The sequence below is a fragment of the Shewanella sp. genome, assembly GCF_047975355.1.
GTDB lineage: Bacteria > Pseudomonadota > Gammaproteobacteria > Enterobacterales > Shewanellaceae > Shewanella.
The window spans coordinates 1-17,067 of sequence record NZ_JBKEDJ010000045.1; the positions used below are offsets into that span (position 1 = coordinate 1).

Below are 17,067 nucleotides of genomic sequence, written 5' to 3' on the forward strand. Positions count from 1 at the left end.
GGGATTAGCGGCAGTTTAACACTCAAGCCGCTGGCTGACTAATAAAGAACTTGGCAACCTTGCGCGAAGTAAGACTCAGTGCCTGTCAGTATTCATCTTGATTTTACAGGCACTTATACGGCTTAAAGTACAATAGCTTTATCGCGATTGTTTATCCGCGCAGCTTATCCCAAGAGTTGAGCGCCAATCACGGCCACTCCGCAGAGCATAGCTAACAGTAAACCGAGCTTCCCCCCCGCGACGCGGTAACCCTGAGGCAGGTTGGACCTATCGCGCGTTTGTCTTTGCACCCACACCATGGCAACGGGTAAAAAAATCGCGAGGATCACGAGGGCGATCGCCGCATAACCGAGGGCGGTTATAAATCCCTGCGGGTAAAAGAGGGCAAAACCCAGAGGTGGCACGAAGGTAATGGCGGCGGTGATACTGCGACCCGTGGCATTATCCTGTTGCCTTAAGTTAGCCGCCATAAAGTCAAACAGACCTAAGCTCACCCCTAAAAAGGAGGTGGCCAGCGCCAGATCGGCAAACACACTGATCGCTGAGCTTAAGTATTGGCTGTGCAGAACGCTGGCTAACTGATTGATAAAGCCTGAAAGACTCTGATTTGTCATCAGTTGGCTTTGGCTGAGCACGCCTTGGCTGCCCAGTTGCCAAAGCAGGTAAATCAGCAGCGGTAATGCCGAGCCGAGCAACATGATTTTGCGAAGGCTGTTAACCTCAACGCCTAAGTAGCGCACTACAGATGGAATCGAACCATGAAAACCAAACGAGGTAAAAATCACTGGGATGGCCGACACAATAAGCCCTTGTTCCAGCGGCAATTCGAGTAAATGTGTGCCTTCCACCTGCGGGAGTAATAACGCCAGCATCAAGATCAACGCAATGATTTTTAAGCTAAAGAGAAGGCGGTTAATTAAATCGACGCAGTGGGTACCTAAACCCACAATCGTACCAATCAAGAGGGTAAATAAGATGGCGCCTGCCTGTGGCGGCAGCGCTAACCCTAACCAAGTGCTGAGCTTTTGATTGACTTGCTCCCCGCCGCCTGCGATGTAGGCGGCGCACAGGGCGTAGAGTAAAAACATTAACGCGATACTGGCAACCACTTGGCCCTTAGCGCCCAAAAGCGTGCGGGCTAATTGGTTGAGGCTGGCATCATTCGGGGCAAATTGGTGAATTTCGACCATAAGTAGGGCGGTGAAGGCCATCAATGCCCAGAGGATTAGCATAATCATGCTCGATACACCAAAGCCGAGTCCTGCTGAGGCGATGGGGAGTGCGAGCATGCCCGCGCCGATGGTGGTGCCTGCAATTAGTAGCAAACTGCCGAAAAATTTATTTTGTGTCATAACTGTACGCTCAAACGTCTTTATTAATGGCTCAACTGTGTCAGATGAGTGCTTTATTGAGGAGCTGTGCAGAGTGGCGCGTGAAACTGGGGTCTAAAAGGTACCTGGGTGTACCTGTATTGTGATCGTGGCGCAATCTGCGGATCGTTGGGGATATGGCCACAATGGAAGGTCAGGCGAGTGTGCCTATCTATGCCATTGCGGCTACAGATAGGGATAATAAGCTGTGGTAATACGCATAACACTCGCCTTTGCTTGGGGTTAATTTGGCACTTAATGACATCTAGTGACTTGATCACATCTAATGGCTTGGCCACATCACATAACTAAGGCAATTCGCCCTGTTGTTAAATTTGTCTTAAATGTTAATAAGTTGCGTTAATGCCTCGGTGCGGGTTCGAGGACGCTGGCTACGATAGGCTGTTAAAATGTACTTGTCAACCATTACAACAGTATTTTGCTGATTTTTTGTCAGGAGACAAGTGTACAATTTGTGTGACGTTGTGTGGTTTATAGGTCAGGTTAAGGATTACAAAACAGACTGTAGAAGCGGGGTTTTGGTTGGCTAAAGCACACAAATAGACAAGCAAATAGACACGTAAAAAGCATCTAAATAGGGCTGAATGGAGAGTACTCTGCCGCAGAACCAAAGGAATGCGGCAGAGAGGTACTGCGATGTTTGAAAACGGACTACTTTTGCTGCGCCTTTTGATGGCGGGCGAGCAAATTGGCGTTGATATCACTTAAGCTTAGTGATTGATCTTCAAGCAAGACTAATAAGTGATACACCAGATCCGATGCCTCGTTAATCAGCTCTTCTTTATCGTGAGTCGCAGCGGCCAAGGCGGTTTCTAATCCTTCTTCACCGACTTTTTGGGCGATGCGTTTGGTGCCACGGGCAAAAAGGGAAGCGGTGTAGCTCGACTCTGGGTTTTGCCCCTTACGTGAAGCAATCAGCTCGGCCAGATTATTTAAAAACGGGTGAGCATTGCCATCGAGCCAGCAGCTTTCAGTGCCTTTATGGCAGGTTGGGCCATTGGGCAACACCTGTACCAGCAAGCTGTCGTTATCACAGTCTTTATCAATGGCGACCAATTTTAGGGTATGGCCCGAGGTTTCGCCCTTGGTCCATAAACGTTGCTTAGAGCGGCTAAAAAACGTCACATCACCGGTCGTCAGCGTGTGCTGCAGCGCGGCTTTATCCATAAATCCGAGCATTAACACCTTGCCCGAGAGGTGATTTTGAATAACCGCAGGGATAAGCCCCTGTTGTTTTTCCCAGTCGAGACTATTGACTAGTTCTGTGTTTACTGGGCCTTGGCAATAGCTTGAAGTGGTTCCAGTTGTCATATCTGCATACCTTATTATTTCTATCAATCGCTACTGATGTTGAGTTACTGGCGAATGGCGATGCCTTCGGCCGCTAAATACTGTTTTAACTCGCCGATATTGATAATGGCCTTATGGAACACGCTGGCCGCCAGCGCAGCATCCACCTTAGCCTCGATAAACACATCGCGAAAATGCGCCATAGTGCCAGCACCGCCCGAGGCGATTAAGGGCACGTCGCACAGCTGGCGTACTAGGCTTAACTGTTTGATATCATAGCCACCGCGTACACCATCTTGGTTCATCACGTTGAGCACGATTTCGCCGCAGCCGCGTTTTTGTACTTCTTCAACCCAATCCTGAGTGTACCAAGGGGTTTCTTTGGTGGCGGCTTCATCGCCGGTAAATTGCTTCACCTTATAACTATCGCTTGCCGCATCATAAAAAGAGTCGATGCCGATAACGATGCATTGACGGCCAAATTCATCCTGCAGACGCGAGATTAAACTGGGATCACTGAGGGCGGGTGAGTTGACCGAAATCTTATCCGCGCCAAAGGCCAATAACTCACGGGCTTGGGCAATGGTTTTAATGCCGCCGGCGACGCAGAAGGGGATATCGATTTGCTCCGCCACTCGGCTTACCCAAGACTTATCGACTACTCGGTCGTGGGCACTGGCGGTGATATCGTAAAACACCAGTTCGTCGGCGCCCTCTGCGGCGTAACGCGCCGCGAGAGGCACTATGTCGCCCACAATTTCATGGTTACGAAACTGTACGCCCTTGACCACGCAACCATCTTTCACATCTAAACAGGGGACTATTCGTTTGGCCAGCATTGGATTGCCTCCGCCACATTAAACTGATTGATAAGTAAAGCTTTACCGATAATGATGTCCGCGGCGCCACTGTCTCTGACGGCGGCAACATCCTCAAGGGTGGCAATGCCGCCCGAGGCTTGCCAAGCGATATGGGGATAGCGACTGGATAGCTCGCGGTAGAGTTCGGTATTAGCGCCCGTGAGGGTGCCATCGCGGCTGATGTCAGTCACCAGCGCATGTTTAAGTCCCACTTGGCTAAAGTCTTCGACGATAGATTCTAGACTCTTACCGCCACCGCTTTGCCAGCCAGAAACCGCAACGATTTTCTCGCCGCTCTGATTGATATTGACATCCAGTGCGAGGCAAATAGCCTCGCTGCCAAACTTGTTAAACCAGCCTTTGACTAACTCGGGCTCTTTGACGGCGAGCGAGCCTATCACCACGCGTTTAACCCCAAGGGATAATAACTCTGCGACTTGCTCTTCAGTGCGGATCCCGCCGCCCACTTGAATATTGGCGCTTAACCCCGCTGTCAGCTTAGCAATCAAAGCCGTTTGGCGTTTAGCAGGTTCTTTGGCGCCAGTTAAATCTACAATATGCAGCCAGCTTGCCCCTTGGTCTTGGTAGGATTGCAACTGGGCCAGCGGACTTAAATCGAAGGTGGTCTGCTGCCCATAATCCCCTTGGTAGAGCCTAACTACCTGGCCATCAATTAAATCAATTGCTGGAATAATCATCTGTTGTCCTTAAATTCTTTTTGGTGCATTTGCTGCCGCATTTTATTGCTGAATGTTATGGCTCAAAAATGCGGGTTCATCCCAAACACAATAAGCGATTGCATTTACTGCATTTTTAAAAAGTTACCTAGGATTTGTGCACCCACGGCGGCACTCTTCTCGGGGTGAAATTGCACGCCCATAAAGTTGTCTTTACCGATGGCGGCGCTAAAGTCCTCACCATAACGGCATTGTGCCAAGGTGTAGTCGCTTAATGGCGCGCGGTAGCTGTGCACAAAATACACGTAACTGCCGGCCGCCACGCCGGCAAACAGCGGATGAACCTGAGACGGATTGCTAAAGGTCAGTTGGTTCCAGCCCATGTGCGGTAGAGGTAAACCTTCGGCCTTCAGTATTTGACGGTCTAGCTCGTCAATCTCGGTTGGAATAATGCCTAAGCACTTACAGTCTAAAGTTTGGCAATCCAGCGCTTGGCCGCCGCGTTCTTTAGAGAGCAGCGTGAGCATTTGCATTCCTAAGCAGACGCCCAGCACGGGTTGAGTTAACCCTTGAATTAATTCGACTAAGGTTTTTTCAGATAATGAAGCCATCGCGGCGCCAGCGCTGCCGACACCTGGCAGTACCACACGTTTGGCGGCTTTAATGCTGGCCTTGCCATCGGTGACTAACACCTTAGCGCCGAGGCGCTCAAAGGCGAAACGGACCGAGCTTAAGTTGGCGCAACCTGTGTCTATGATGACAACATCAAATTCATCTATGTTTGCTGACATTGGGTTTTCCTATTGATGGGTCAGTGGGGAAGTGGCTTGTCGCCGCATTTCCTAAACTGCCCCTCGTTAAAATCATCAGGCTTTGTATTATTCGCTAATCAATCTGCATTAGGTCATTACACACCTAACTCAGGTTGAGTGCGCTGTTAGAGCACGCCTTTACTCGATGGTAAGACATCACCTTCAACTTTGACTGCCTGACGCAGCGCGCGGCCAAGCACTTTAAATAGCGCTTCGACCTTGTGGTGATCGTTGTCTCCTTCGGCGGCCACATGCAGGGTGCAGCGTAGGCCATCGGCAAAGGAGCGGAAAAAGTGCGGCACCATTTCGGTGGCCATTTCACCGACTTTTTCCCGTTCAAATTGGGCGGCGAATTTAATAAAAGGCCTGCCGGAAAGATCCAGTAAGCATTCGCCCTTGGCCTCATCCATCGGCAAACTAAAACCAAAGCGGGCGATACCGCGTTTATCGCCAAGGGCTTGGCGCAGTGCATCCCCAATCGCCAATGCCGTGTCTTCAACGCTGTGGTGATCGTCTATCTCAAGATCGCCATCGACATTCACCTCCATTTTGAAGTTTCCGTGGGTGGCGATTTGATCCAGCATATGGTCGAAGAAACCAATGCCGGTGTTGATGGCGCCTTTGCTGGCATTGTCGAGATCGACAGTCACTCGAATATCGGTTTCCTTGGTGGTGCGTACCACAGTCGCGGTGCGGCCCTTGTTGAGTAAGGCATCGGCAATGGCGTCCCAACCTAGGCTGCCACGTTGATATTGAAAGCTTTTTATCCCCATGGCATTGCCCAGTTCCACATCTGTATGTCTGTCACCAATCACGGCGGACTGGGTAAAATCGATGGTGCCTTGGGTCAAAAAGTCTTTTACCAGCCCTAGTTTAGGTTTACGGCAGCTGCAGTTTTCATCGTTAAAGTGCGGGCAGATGAGTACATCTTCAAATTTAACCCCTTGGCTAGAAAGGATTTGCATCATCATATTGTGCGGCGCATCGAAATCTTCCTGCGGGAAGGAAGGGGTACCGAGTCCGTCCTGATTGCTAACCATCACCAAACGAAACCCGGCTTTTTGCAGGCGCAGCAAGGCGGGGATCACTTGGGGCTCGAAGACCAGTTTAGCAAGGCTATCGACTTGTTTGTCGGTGATGGGCTCTTCAATCAAGGTGCCATCACGGTCGATAAAGAGTATTTTCTGGGCGACATTAGGAGTAAATACTGGGTTCATGCTGCTACCTTTCAATTCAGTTTGTTATCTTTATAAAATCAGTTTATTAGGCAAATGCTGCGACAAGACTTTCGCTAAATGCTCAAAGCTTTTGCGATTCAAATAGCGACACTAAGCGGTCGGTGTCAGCCTGAGAGCTGAAGCTAAAACGAATGGCTTTAGCCAGCCTTGGGTCCTTATAGGCCCGCGCGACAATGCCATTATCGATAAGTAGCTGTGCCACTTTGGCCACGTCGTCAAATTCGGCGAGCACATAGTTGCCATTGGGTGTTAGTACGGCGCCGCCCCATTGCTCGCAGTACAAATTCAGCGCCGACGCGAGTCGCTCTCCCTGCGCATTGAGCTCTTTGACTTGGGTTTTCATCCGCGCAATTCCAGCCGGTGACAGTGCTTGCACGGCCACTTCACTCACGGGCAGTGGCACGGGATAGGGTGCAATCACCCGCATGATGATTTCGATAATCCCTTCATTGGCGAGCAAAAAGCCGCAGCGGGCGCCTGCTAAGGCAAAGGCCTTTGAAAGGGTGCGTAGCACCACAAGGTTTGGGTAAGACTCGAGTAAATCGGCGACGCTATATTCTGGGCAAAACTCGATATAAGCCTCATCGACAACAACAATGGCGTCGGGCAGGGCTTGGATAGCTTGCTCTATGCGCGCCTTGTCAATCACAGTGCCGGTTGGGTTATTGGGATTGCAGATAAACACTAATTTAGCGCCGCGCGCGGCCGTCGCAAAGTCGGCTGGGAGACCGTACTCCGCCGTTAAGCTTAATGCCTTAACGCCCACATTAAAGGTTTGCGCGCTAATGGCGTACATGCCGTAAGTGGGCCCAAAGGTCGCAATGAAGTCGATGCCTGGGACACAAAAAGCACGGATCAGCAGTTCGATGGCCTCATCGGCGCCGCGACTGGCGACAATCTTGCTCTCTGCTACACCACTATATTGGCTGTAGGCATTGATCAACGCGGGCGGTTGGCACTCGGGGTAACGATTTAACTTAGATAAATCGAGTTCGGCAACCGCCACATTATTGAAGGGCGATTCGTTAGCGTTGATCCAAATATCCCCTCGACCACCCAGCCTGCGAGCACTTTGGTAGGGCGTTAACTCGAGCAGTTCGGGCCGCGCAAGACGTGTAGCAAGGGTTGTCGGCTCGAGGCTTGTGGTATCGAGAGTATTGTTATCGAGAGTATTGCTGGCGCAATTGGCGCTCGGAATGTTTGTCACAGGCACATTGCTCGTCGGTGCTGGGCTCGTTGGTGCTTGGCTAGTTGGCACTTGGCTCATCCTATTCATCCTAAGTCTTGCTATGGCGTTAATTAAGCGTACTGTTGATTGCGTTACTTATTTTCATCAGTCCTTAAGACTGGCTAAGCGTATCGCGACCGCATTTTTATGGGCATCGAGTAACTCATTGCTGGCAAGGGTCATCACCGCTTGTCCGAGTCCGAGCAGGCCCTTGGCACTGAGCTCTTGCACCGTAAAGCGGCGGCTAAAGTCTGCTAAGGAGAGGCTAGATACCGCGCGGCTATAACCGTAAGTCGGCAATACATGGTTAGTTCCACTGGCGTAATCTCCGACGGATTCAGGTGTATAGGCGCCTAAAAACACTGAGCCTGCGGCACGAATATGATTTAGCACATCCCGTGGGAAGCGGGTTTGAATAATTAAGTGTTCGGGCCCATAGCGATTCGAAACGAGCGCCGCTTCTAGCATATCTTTGACCAAAATGGTGCGGCTGCCTTTTAGTGCGGTCGCGGCAATCTCTTGGCGCGGCAGGGCGGCCAGTTGTGACGCGAGCGCTTGATTGACTGCCTGTGCTAATGGCTCCGAATCCGTGACTAAAATGACCTGCGAATCTGGGCCATGCTCCGCTTGCGAGAGTAAGTCTGCGGCAATAAACTGCGCATTGGCATCGCTATCGGCAATCACCAACACCTCGGAAGGCCCCGCTGGCATATCGATAGACACAGTGCAGCGACCGTCCTGCGAGACTAAGCGCTTGGCCTCGGTGACATAACGATTACCCGGACCAAAAATTTTATCGACGCTGGGAATCGTTTCAGTACCAAAAGCTAGTGCGGCAATGGCTTGCGCACCGCCAACTTGATAAATTTCGGTGATCCCACAGGCGTTTGCCGCATACACAATGGCATCGTTAATCGGCGGCGGACTCACCAATACGCGTTTTTCGCAGCCGGCAATTTTTGCTGGCAGGGCCAACATCATCACGGTCGAAATGAGGGGCGCGCTGCCGCCGGGAATATATAAACCGACTTTTTCAATCGGTTCGCTACGAAGCTCGCAGCGAACACCCGCTTGGGTTTCAATGTCTATGGGGCGAAATTGCTGCGCGCTGTGGAACACATCAATATTAGCCATCGCTTGGGCAATGGCGGCTTTAAGTTCTGCCGAGACTCGTGCGCTGGCGGCGCTAATCTCGCTTTCACTTAAGCGCAGACTGTCGATATTGGCGCTATTAAAGCCATCAAACTTTTGATTAAACTCTTTCAGCGCCGCATCGCCACGGCTAGCCACAGCATCGACAATCGCCCGAACACTTTGTTCTAAGCCGCTGTCACCGATTAAAGGCGAGCGTTGGAGCGCATCTTTTTGTTCATCGGCGGATAACGCTGCCCAAGTCAAAATATCCATAGATCACCCCATCATTTTTTCAATTGGCATTACGAGGATAGAGCTGGCGCCGAGTGCGGTGAGCTCTTCCATAGTGTCCCAGAATAAATCTTCGGTACTGACGGCGTGGATGGCCACTCGATTAGTATCGTCGTTTAATGGCAGCACAGTGGGGTTTTCGGCGCCGGGCAGCAGTGCGACAATTTGATCTAAGGTTTCTGTGGGCGCGTGTAGCAAAATATACTTACTTTCACGGGCGCGGATCACGCCGTTTACGCGGGATAAAATTCTGTCGATTAGCGCTTGTTTGCTTGGCGTTTGAGTTTGGGTCGATTGGATAACACAGGCCATGGAGCGGTAGATGACTTCGGTCTCGTATAAACCGTTGGCCTCAAGGGTGGCACCGGTGGAGACTAAGTCACAAATGCCATCGGCAAGCCCTGCACGCGGCGCGACTTCAACCGAGCCTTTCAACATACAGTCGCGATAACTTATGCCTTTTTGTTGCATAAAACGGCGCAGCAGATTGGGGTAGGAGGTGGCAATTCTCAAGCCTTCTAAGGATGAGGCATCAGCATAGCTAAATTCGCTTGGCACGGCTAACGACAGGCGGCAGGCCCCAAAATCCAGTTGGCGTAACTTCACAAATTCGGCGGGTTTATTTAAGGTTTGACGCTCAATTTGCTCTTCTTCGAGTACGTTCTCACCAATAATGCCTAAATCGACCACGCCATCCATCACCAGTCCTGGAATATCATCGTCACGCACTCTGAGTAAATCGATGGGCATGTTGTCTGCGTGTGCGATAAGGCGTTGTTCATTAATGGAAAACTTAACGCCGCAGCTCTTGAGTAATTGCTGAGAGTCGGTGGATAAACGGCCAGATTTTTGGATGGCGATGCGTAAACGGTTTGATTCAGTCATAGTCTTGTCTCGCTCAAAGTTAACAAATTCAAAATGATATTCTTTTGTCGCATGGTTTAACTGGTTTCTATGTCTTGCCGGTATTTATCTAGCTAACATATTGAAATTACATACTAAACATGGGTTAAGTTGTAAGTTAAAAAGCCTAAAAGCAAAAACCCCCGGAATTCCTTCCAGGGGTTAGTGATCATCTTTGAATCAGTCCGCCAGAAGGATACAGTCCTCCGGCAGTGAGCGTCCGAAGGCTACCGCATATGGTGGTGATGATGGTGGATAGCGTTCAGTAATGGGCTCATATGACTCTCTATACTCTGTATTCTGTTGAATTCGGTGTTGATGGATACTTATCCATCGAACGTTTTTTTAAGCTAACCGCTTTCTGTGCCGTTTGCAACAGCTAATTTTAACTAAATAAGAATATTTATGCGCTTTATGAAAATGTTTCATCTTGATGGTCGCAGAAGGTAAATCAACCGATTGCAAGAGGGGACTACTTGAGGTTTGCTAGGATGGGCGCAAAGCCAACTCTGCTTTTAGAACCTTTCGGCAGCTAGAATAGCGGCAAGGATGGCAGATTTTGGCTAGCAGCATCCTCTGGACTGGCGAGTGCGGATGAGTGTCAGTCACAGCGCTAATGCCGAATTAGTGCTGTGACATCCTTTTTATTGTGCTAAATATTCTCCAAACAGATGTTCAACTGTCTGTTGGCAATATTTATCTTCGCCACGCCAATATTCGGCAAATACCCAGTCATTTTTGCCTTTGCGTTGTCTATCGAAACAACGAGGTTTTAAGACTCCCAGACTGGCTAATATCTCGATTAATATTTGTCGCTCAGCTTTACTCGATTTAATTACACTCGCTAATCTTTTCTCCAGTGAGCTGGGATAATCGCTCGGCTCAGACGTTTCGATAATCGTTAATATTGCTCTAAAACAGGCAATATCTTCTGACGTTGGTTCTGGAATATCGGCATTGATAAATTGGCTTAAATCAAAATAGGTATACAAAATATCCCCATGGCGAACGCCGCCCCATTTAATGCGCTCGAAATTGAATACGTTAATATCCATCTCGTTATAGGATTCACTTCCTCGGATGCCATATTGACTGTCTCGGCAAATGCCACAGGTATAGGAGTGTGCCGTTGGTTTGCCATCCGTATAGGAAGTGCCTGAAATGACGGGCGCATATTGGTGTGATGGGATTTTTTTTGCGATCGCATAGGATGCAAGGGATGAGCGCCAATCCAATCCCCGAGAGGTTAGACTGCTTAAAAATCCTTTTGTTACTTGTGCTTGCGAAATGCCTTTTACTAGCGTCGTGATGGCAAGGATGCATTCATCGTGGGAGATAGTTAAAGGATCAAACATTAATCCTTTCGATTTGGCGTAGTTGAAGTCGGACTCGGAGAGACTTCTATTTTTTGCGTCAATCCAACCATTCTTCCAATAGGTGGAGAATAAAATCCTTTTTGCTTTTTTATCCATATCTGATTCTTTTTTATCTTTTAACAATTGGGTTTAATTTATCTTAAAAAATCTCAATTAAAGCGGTTAACACTCTACATTTATATAAGCATCGTTTTGATAGTAATAACTGACAGCATGAATTAAGTCATGCAAGCTGGCATTTGGCCGCTGTTGCACTAAGTTAGCATTGATGCTTTGTAAATCCGCAATGCTCAAAACGTATTGATAGCCTTGGGTTTGTGGAAAGAGAGGCTCATCCTGTTGGTCGCGTTCTTCTTCAAGCTCATCGTCAATGATTAACACCGACATTGTTGGACTTAATGGTTGATCTAGGGCTTTATACACATCCAAGTGCCACGAAAAAGAACCGAGTTGGGATAATAGGGTTTCCAAGGTTAATGTTAATCGCATGAAATATCCTTTTAGCGAGCATCATTTATATCATCAACACGAGTTAATTAAGGCGAGTTAATTAAACCGACAGAATTAGGCTTAAGGCCTCAACAGACTTAGCATTAATTCGGTTAACGCAAACGATGAGAAAATAAACAGTAAATTAATCAAGGCCCGCATAATCCAAGGCAATACACCGTAGGACAGACCATATTTATTTGAGGCAATTACGATAACTCCCATGATGCCAAACCAAGGTGTAAAAAAGAACATGGCTTGCCATTTAACCAGAGCTACGGCGAGATCATGTAGCGCACCACTGACCAAAAAGGTGAACAAGACGGCAAGCCATATGGGCAGAAACTGACTGAGAGGGCGCATGACATTACGAGATAAATAATATCCCCAAATCGGATTCCAATAATGCCAAAAAATAGGGAATGACTTAGCGCCAAGAGCGCGGGATAGCATATTCCTCATCGAGTGATTGGCACCGAGCGGAACACCATTTCGCTTTTTCACATATTGTGACAAAGATAATGTCGTTTGCATGGTTAACCTCTATGCTCCACGCTTACCCTCATAGTGAGTGGTCTGCAGTCTGTTTTGCCGTCTAAAGTATACGGTTATCAATATTGATTACAGCACTGCATCAGGCAAGCAGTAAGTTATGCTGTTATCTGCCATAGCATAACAGGTTTGGTCACTCTTTTCGGGGGACGGCCTAATGAAGATACCTGGGGTGCCATTAACACGAATAAGCTGCGATTGATTATCCTGTCTCATAAAAATGGTTCCTCCATTTTCGAGCGAGACATCAACTAGGTATTCGCTCATATTGGCGCAAATCGCAATTTCACAGGATTCAGAACGCGCTTTATCCCCATCAATAACGAGGCATTGCGAAGTCACTTCATCACAACCAGCCCATGAAGCGTGGCTAAAAGCCAACAATAGTAAAAAACCAGAAGGGTATTTCATCGAATCATCCTGTCGCGTTATAAACGTTCATCCGTGGCTGATGAGCGCCAATCTATTAAAGCGTATTGTCGACTGGCCGCCAAACTTCGCAATATTCTCGCATATAACTATGTTCGTGTTGAATTCGGCGCAGGACTGAAACTATTGGTATTATTAGGCGGGCTTAATTACACTGCGGCGACGGAATCAGGCTCTTTAACGCTTGCTGACAAATTTACCAAGATTTAGCCATCTCTGAACCGTATTATTTAACCCTATTAAAGGACCTTGCTCGCCCTTGAATCACACCCGACGCCCAGCTATGCGGCAAGCCAAACTTCAGCAATCCAATCAGCAGTCGAGTGACGCTCAAGGTCCGATGAGCCGATTGGCGAGTGAAGTGTTGCGTGCTTTTGCCAGTGATGGCGTGCTCGCTAAGCATATTCAAGGGTTTAGTGCGCGTCAGAGTCAGGTTGAAATGGCGCAAATCATCGGTGACGCGATTGCCAGCAAGGGCAATGCATTGATTGAAGCGGGCACTGGGGTCGGTAAAACCTTCGCGTATTTAATTCCTGCCATCTTAAGTGGCAAGCAAGTGATCGTGAGCACGGGCAGTAAAAACCTGCAGGAGCAATTGTTTCTAAAGGATTTACCCGCATTGACATCTATGCTTGGGATTACGCCCAAGCTTGCGCTATTGAAAGGTCGCAATAATTATTTATGCCAGCATCGGCTCGATAGGCAGATGCAGGAGGCCAGCCATATTGAGGCGCGATTATTGGATGATTTACTGAAAATCAACCAATGGGCGGGCATGAGTAAGGATGGTGATATCGGTGGCTTAACTTCTGTTGCCGAAAACTCTCCCGCGCTTCCCCTAGTTGTCAGTACCAAAGAGACCTGTCTTGGGCAGCGCTGCGAATTTTATGATGCTTGTTTTACCCGCAAGGCCCGCAGCCGAGCCATGGACGCCAAAATCATTGTGGTGAATCATCACTTATTCTTTGCCGACAGCGTGTTAAAGGATACGGGCTTTGCAGAGCTATTACCCGATCCCGATGTCGTGGTCTTCGATGAGGCGCATTTGTTACCAGACATCTGCGTCAGTTACTTTGGGCAGCAATCCTCGAGTCGCACCATCGATGATTATCTGCAAAAGTTATTGCAGATTTATCAAACTGAGCTCAGCGATACGGGGCAGATTGCTCAATTCTGTCAGCGCTGTTTAGCCAAGTTAAGTGATTGGCATAACGCGTTATTTTCGAGCGGCGAGTCGGATTGGCGGCTGCAGCTTGGCAATAAATCCATCGCCTTAGCCTCATGGGATTTATTGGCTGAATTAACCGCACTGCAAAAGTTGTTACTTGTGCACGTGGGGCGCAGTGAATTATTGGATGATATTGCGGTAAAGTTGACTGAGCTTAACCATAAACTCAATCAATTTTTTAATTGCGATAACCCGCAGGCGGCGTACAGCGTTGAGTTTGGTAGCCGTTTTGTCATGCTACGTATGTCTCCCATCAATATTGCCCGCGAGTGCCAGCAGCTATTTGTGGCCAATACTAGCTGGATTTTTACTTCGGCGACCTTACAAGTGAACCGCAGCCTAGGACATTTTGCTCAGGAGCTTGGAATAAGCGATGCTAAAGCGCATATTTTAGACAGTCCCTTTGATTATCCGCGTCAGGCCTTATTTTGTGTGCCGAGGCAACTGGGGAATGTGGCAAATCAGCAGCAGGCACTTAAGCAGTTAGTCGATGTGTGTGTGAAAGCGATTGAGGCGGCGCAGGGGCGAACCTTTATTCTGTTTACCAGCCATAAAATGCTTGAGCAAACCGCGCTGGCATTACGGACTCGAACTCAATATCCACTGTTAGTACAAGGGCAAGCGGGTAAGCAGAGTTTACTGACCAAGTTTCGCCAACTGGGGAATGCGGTGTTACTCGGCACCAGTAGTTTTTGGGAAGGGGTAGACGTGCGCGGTAAGTTATTAAGCTGCGTGATTATCGATAAGTTGCCCTTTGTCTCGCCCGATGAGCCACTTTACCGTGCTCGCGCCGACAATATCAGCCGTCAGGGGGGCGATCCTTTTACTCAAGTGTCGTTACCGCAGGCAATTATTGCGCTCAAACAAGGGGTTGGACGTTTGATCCGTGACGAAAAGGACTGCGGCGTACTCATTCTCTGTGATAATCGGATTGTGAATCGCGCCTACGGACAGGCGTTTTTAAACTCCCTGCCGCCGATGTCCCGCACCCGAGATTTAGACCAAGCCCTGCAATTTTTAAGGAAAATCCCTTAATACAAATAATGAGTTGGAACAGAAACTCATTATTTGTATATCTTAGCTGGAGAACGGACGTGTTTAATTGGTTAAAGGGCTTAGTCTCCAAAGACCTGTTGATTGAGCTAAGTGAAACTAAGGTTGTGATAAAAGTGTTTGGTGAGCGTACTTGTATCGAATATGAACCTGTGCTCGCCCTCGTCGATGAGCCGACTCAGACGCGGATCAAGGCTATTGGTCGTGAGGCTGCTGTAATGTCAGGCGAGGGCGTTCGCCTTGTGAATCCTTTTTCCCATCCTCGGATGTTTGTTGCAAGCTTTGAACTCGCCGAAAAGCTGCTTCAATATGGCATTTCGCAACTTCATTCATCAGGATTTAGAGCGGCGCCACGGGTCATTGTGCATCAGTTGGAAAAGACCGAAGGTGGCTTAACCGATATTGAAGATAGGGTACTGCGTGAACTTGCTCTGGGCGCAGGTGCAAGGGAGGTGGTGATTTATCTCGGCCCGAGGATCAATACTACATTTGAACATTATGAAGCCATTAAACGTGCGCAACATAAAAAATAGGAAGGGATAAACACTATCCCTTCTACTTAACCTAAACTTAGACTTTTTGATAATTAGACTTTTAGTCCAACCATCAGTTGATCTAGCTGTCCCGCAGTTGCCTGCAGTTCATCACACCCCGACACCGATTGGTTCGCCGATTGTTCAACATCGTGGGATTGATCCCTAATTTCCATCAAATTCGTGGCGATTTCGTTAGCCACGGCCGATTGTTCTTCGGCAGACGTCGCTATCAGTACGCTCATTTCGAACACTCGGCTGCTGTGGTGGGCAATCGACTCGAGATCTTTACCCGTTTGCAGCACATGTTGTTTGCCTTCGCTCGCTTGGCTCACGGTGCGCGACATCACTTGAGTGAGATTGCGGGTTCCCAGTTGCAATGATTCGATCATCGACTTGATTTCAACCGTTGCTGCTTGGGTGCGACCAGCTAGGGTTCTAACCTCATCGGCTACTACCGCAAAGCCTCGGCCCTGTTCGCCAGCACGCGCCGCTTCAATCGCAGCATTGAGGGCGAGTAGGTTGGTTTGTTGTGAAATCGCATTAATGGTTGAAACCACCTCGTCAATTTTACTGGCGTTGTCGTTGAGGATGTTCACCGCATCCGAGGCGGCAGAAATTTCATCCGACAGCACATCAATAGCGCTCACTGTGGTTTCAATATCTTTAGAGCCCGCGCTGACTTGTTGATTGGCCTCTTGGGTTTCGGCGGAGGATTGCTCGGCGTTGCGCGCCACTTCTTTAACTGCGGCGGTCATTTCTTCCATCGCGGTGGCTAAGGAATCGAGGTGCTGACGTTGATTGACCGCAAGGGCTTGGCCTTGCTGCGCCGTGCTTCTAAATGATGAAACCACTTCGCGGATTTTGCTGGTGGATTCAGCAATTTGCTTCACTAGGGTATGTTGACGCTCGACCAAGGTGTCGATACTAATCGCTAAAATGCTGAACTCATCTTTCACTTCGAAGAAGTTTAATCGACCGGTTAAATCCCCCGAAGCCGCGCGTTTAAGCGCCATCACAGTGGTGTAGAGCGCGCCGCCCACGAAGGTGGAGATGTAGTAACTAAAGAGGAAGAGTACGAATAACAGTACCCCCATCACGCTATAGACCAAAATATTATCGTCGGCTAAAAGTGCATTAAGCTGACGATCATCTACGGGAATAATGGTTAACATATTTTGATCGTTAACCGAGCTTATGGCTCTATTGGGAGAACCCTTAGTATCGATACCGCCACCACTACGGGCAATGGTTTGTGCGCGGCTATCGGCATCAGAAACCGTGACAATTTGAACATTCTTTATGCCTTGGCTCAACAGATTCGGTAGATTTTGGCGTTCTTGCTCGGGCAAGTTGTTATACACCTGCGCCGCGAGTTGATTGATTTTCTGCGATGAGTCCTGAATGCCGTTCAAATGGCTTTCGAGCAAGGTATCCCTAAACTGAGTATTTAAAAATAGCGCTAATCCCACAATCATAAACATGGGAACTAGGGCGAGAATTGCAAATTTGGTTTTTAAGGTCATGTGGATAAGATATTGATCTATCCAGCGAAATTTAACTTCTTTCATTAGCGCCTCGAT

The 17,067-nt window shown here is 48.6% G+C and carries 16 protein-coding genes; 2 read left to right on the forward strand and 14 right to left on the reverse strand.

Annotation, left to right across the window (positions count from 1 at the left end; translation table 11 throughout):
- Nucleotides 1-164: 164 nt before the first annotated feature.
- The 13 genes from ACK5NH_RS13170 to ACK5NH_RS13230 all read right to left on the reverse strand — a co-directional run bounded on the left by ACK5NH_RS13170 (nucleotide 165) and on the right by ACK5NH_RS13230 (nucleotide 12,652).
- Nucleotides 165-1,352: an aromatic amino acid transport family protein gene (locus ACK5NH_RS13170; protein ID WP_416920731.1), complete on the reverse strand. Its 1,188-nt coding sequence runs from the start codon at nucleotides 1,350-1,352 to the stop codon at nucleotides 165-167.
- A gap of 690 nt (nucleotides 1,353-2,042) precedes the next feature.
- Nucleotides 2,043-2,702, reverse strand: a complete 660-nt coding sequence (gene hisIE, locus ACK5NH_RS13175; RefSeq protein WP_416920733.1) for a bifunctional phosphoribosyl-AMP cyclohydrolase/phosphoribosyl-ATP diphosphatase HisIE — start codon at nucleotides 2,700-2,702, stop codon at nucleotides 2,043-2,045.
- A gap of 44 nt (nucleotides 2,703-2,746) precedes the next feature.
- Nucleotides 2,747-3,520, reverse strand: coding sequence for an imidazole glycerol phosphate synthase subunit HisF (gene hisF, locus ACK5NH_RS13180; RefSeq protein WP_416920735.1), 774 nt, complete (start codon nucleotides 3,518-3,520; stop codon nucleotides 2,747-2,749).
- Nucleotides 3,502-4,239, reverse strand: a complete 738-nt coding sequence (gene hisA / locus ACK5NH_RS13185) for a 1-(5-phosphoribosyl)-5-[(5-phosphoribosylamino)methylideneamino]imidazole-4-carboxamide isomerase (protein WP_416920737.1) — start codon at nucleotides 4,237-4,239, stop codon at nucleotides 3,502-3,504. Before hisA ends, hisF begins: the two co-directional genes overlap by 19 nt.
- 104 nt (nucleotides 4,240-4,343) lie before the next feature.
- The gene (gene hisH / locus ACK5NH_RS13190) at nucleotides 4,344-5,009 is read right to left on the reverse strand and encodes an imidazole glycerol phosphate synthase subunit HisH (RefSeq protein ID WP_416920739.1); all 666 of its coding nucleotides are present in this window, start codon (nucleotides 5,007-5,009) and stop codon (nucleotides 4,344-4,346) included.
- 146 nt (nucleotides 5,010-5,155) lie between these two features.
- On the reverse strand, nucleotides 5,156-6,247 hold the full coding sequence (gene hisB, locus ACK5NH_RS13195; RefSeq protein ID WP_086903653.1) for a bifunctional histidinol-phosphatase/imidazoleglycerol-phosphate dehydratase HisB: 1,092 nt from the start codon (nucleotides 6,245-6,247) through the stop codon (nucleotides 5,156-5,158).
- A gap of 82 nt (nucleotides 6,248-6,329) precedes the next feature.
- A complete protein-coding gene (gene hisC, locus ACK5NH_RS13200; RefSeq protein ID WP_416920741.1) occupies nucleotides 6,330-7,535 on the reverse strand; it encodes a histidinol-phosphate transaminase in 1,206 nt (401 codons plus the stop codon).
- Between the two features lie 66 nt (nucleotides 7,536-7,601).
- Nucleotides 7,602-8,903 (reverse strand): histidinol dehydrogenase, encoded by a 1,302-nt coding sequence (gene hisD / locus ACK5NH_RS13205; RefSeq protein WP_416920743.1) that lies wholly within the window; start codon nucleotides 8,901-8,903, stop codon nucleotides 7,602-7,604.
- Between the two features lie 3 nt (nucleotides 8,904-8,906).
- The gene (gene hisG / locus ACK5NH_RS13210; protein ID WP_220055393.1) at nucleotides 8,907-9,806 is read right to left on the reverse strand and encodes an ATP phosphoribosyltransferase; all 900 of its coding nucleotides are present in this window, start codon (nucleotides 9,804-9,806) and stop codon (nucleotides 8,907-8,909) included.
- 662 nt (nucleotides 9,807-10,468) lie between these two features.
- Entirely contained in the window at nucleotides 10,469-11,296 is an 828-nt protein-coding gene (locus tag ACK5NH_RS13215) for a hypothetical protein (RefSeq protein ID WP_416920746.1), read from the reverse strand.
- A 66-nt stretch (nucleotides 11,297-11,362) separates the two neighbouring features.
- On the reverse strand, nucleotides 11,363-11,689 hold the full coding sequence (locus tag ACK5NH_RS13220; RefSeq protein ID WP_416920748.1) for a hypothetical protein: 327 nt from the start codon (nucleotides 11,687-11,689) through the stop codon (nucleotides 11,363-11,365).
- Between the two features lie 81 nt (nucleotides 11,690-11,770).
- Nucleotides 11,771-12,223 (reverse strand): acyltransferase, encoded by a 453-nt coding sequence (locus ACK5NH_RS13225; protein ID WP_374904551.1) that lies wholly within the window; start codon nucleotides 12,221-12,223, stop codon nucleotides 11,771-11,773.
- An 87-nt stretch (nucleotides 12,224-12,310) separates the two neighbouring features.
- Nucleotides 12,311-12,652: a hypothetical protein gene (locus ACK5NH_RS13230; RefSeq protein ID WP_416920751.1), complete on the reverse strand. Its 342-nt coding sequence runs from the start codon at nucleotides 12,650-12,652 to the stop codon at nucleotides 12,311-12,313.
- Between the two features lie 301 nt (nucleotides 12,653-12,953).
- Here ACK5NH_RS13230 and ACK5NH_RS13235 point away from each other — a divergent pair, with 301 nt between their 5' ends.
- Together ACK5NH_RS13235 and ACK5NH_RS13240 are read left to right on the forward strand one after the other, a co-directional pair.
- Nucleotides 12,954-14,933, forward strand: coding sequence for an ATP-dependent DNA helicase (locus tag ACK5NH_RS13235; protein ID WP_416920902.1), 1,980 nt, complete (start codon nucleotides 12,954-12,956; stop codon nucleotides 14,931-14,933).
- Between the two features lie 59 nt (nucleotides 14,934-14,992).
- Entirely contained in the window at nucleotides 14,993-15,484 is a 492-nt protein-coding gene (locus tag ACK5NH_RS13240; RefSeq protein ID WP_416920753.1) for a rod shape-determining protein, read from the forward strand.
- A 53-nt stretch (nucleotides 15,485-15,537) separates the two neighbouring features.
- Here ACK5NH_RS13240 and ACK5NH_RS13245 read toward each other — a convergent pair whose 3' ends face one another.
- On the reverse strand, nucleotides 15,538-17,055 hold the full coding sequence (locus ACK5NH_RS13245) for a methyl-accepting chemotaxis protein (protein ID WP_416920755.1): 1,518 nt from the start codon (nucleotides 17,053-17,055) through the stop codon (nucleotides 15,538-15,540).
- Nucleotides 17,056-17,067 lie beyond the last annotated feature (12 nt).

Excerpts from the sequence above, each read along its gene's own strand:
- ACK5NH_RS13170 (WP_416920731.1), bottom strand. The coding sequence starts at position 1,352 with ATGACACAAAATAAATTTTTCGGCAGTTTGCTACTAATTGCAGGCACC.
- hisIE (WP_416920733.1), bottom strand. The coding sequence starts at position 2,702 with ATGACAACTGGAACCACTTCAAGCTATTGCCAAGGCCCAGTAAACACA.
- hisF (WP_416920735.1), bottom strand. The coding sequence starts at position 3,520 with ATGCTGGCCAAACGAATAGTCCCCTGTTTAGATGTGAAAGATGGTTGC.
- hisA (WP_416920737.1), bottom strand. The coding sequence starts at position 4,239 with ATGATTATTCCAGCAATTGATTTAATTGATGGCCAGGTAGTTAGGCTC.
- hisH (WP_416920739.1), bottom strand. The coding sequence starts at position 5,009 with ATGTCAGCAAACATAGATGAATTTGATGTTGTCATCATAGACACAGGT.
- hisB (WP_086903653.1), bottom strand. The coding sequence starts at position 6,247 with ATGAACCCAGTATTTACTCCTAATGTCGCCCAGAAAATACTCTTTATC.
- hisC (WP_416920741.1), bottom strand. The coding sequence starts at position 7,535 with ATGAGCCAAGTGCCAACTAGCCAAGCACCAACGAGCCCAGCACCGACG.
- hisD (WP_416920743.1), bottom strand. The coding sequence starts at position 8,903 with ATGGATATTTTGACTTGGGCAGCGTTATCCGCCGATGAACAAAAAGAT.
- hisG (WP_220055393.1), bottom strand. The coding sequence starts at position 9,806 with ATGACTGAATCAAACCGTTTACGCATCGCCATCCAAAAATCTGGCCGT.
- ACK5NH_RS13215 (WP_416920746.1), bottom strand. The coding sequence starts at position 11,296 with ATGGATAAAAAAGCAAAAAGGATTTTATTCTCCACCTATTGGAAGAAT.
- ACK5NH_RS13220 (WP_416920748.1), bottom strand. The coding sequence starts at position 11,689 with ATGCGATTAACATTAACCTTGGAAACCCTATTATCCCAACTCGGTTCT.
- ACK5NH_RS13225 (WP_374904551.1), bottom strand. The coding sequence starts at position 12,223 with ATGCAAACGACATTATCTTTGTCACAATATGTGAAAAAGCGAAATGGT.
- ACK5NH_RS13230 (WP_416920751.1), bottom strand. The coding sequence starts at position 12,652 with ATGAAATACCCTTCTGGTTTTTTACTATTGTTGGCTTTTAGCCACGCT.
- ACK5NH_RS13235 (WP_416920902.1), top strand. The coding sequence starts at position 12,954 with ATGCGGCAAGCCAAACTTCAGCAATCCAATCAGCAGTCGAGTGACGCT.
- ACK5NH_RS13245 (WP_416920755.1), bottom strand. The coding sequence starts at position 17,055 with ATGAAAGAAGTTAAATTTCGCTGGATAGATCAATATCTTATCCACATG.